The organism is Treponema sp. R8-4-B8 (genome assembly GCF_054786175.1).
The window spans coordinates 1-434 of the sequence record NZ_BDHE01000448.1 but is presented as its reverse complement, the minus strand read 5'-3'; the positions used below and the strand labels follow the sequence as shown (position 1 = coordinate 434).

General features: G+C 45.9%; 1 pseudogene. It reads left to right on the top strand.

Annotated elements, in window-relative coordinates:
• Positions 1 to 434 (top strand): annotated as a pseudogene (locus tag ACYVRA_RS09195) (hypothetical protein); the annotation flags it as partial.

Here is a 434-nt window from a genome sequence, read left to right as displayed (position 1 = left end):
ATCAGAGATTCTTTTTTTCGTAACGAAAAATATGTTGACCTTGTAATTAACCGTTTGGTTCCCCCTGTTGTCCATCTTGATGAAATTGAGTGGGATTTGTTAGCTGATTATATCAGTGAAAGCATGGAAGATTTTTACAAAGGATACTCGCTCTTTTTGGATCAGGGCGCGGGTCCAGTCCGTCAGCGGGTCGCGGAACTTCACACCGCCGTTATTGAGCTTTCCGCGAAATTGCAAAAAGGCGAGATTGAGGCCGCGTGGCTGCCTCGGCACACGTTCATCGTGCTTTCACAAATTCAAGGGCACGCCGCGGCTTTATTGGAAGACCTTGCTTTTGACGAGTCTCCTTCCGATTCTGACATCGCTGCGATGGAAAACGCGCTGGACAGCATGATAGATACTTTTACAGATATTAAAGAATTGATTAATACGGC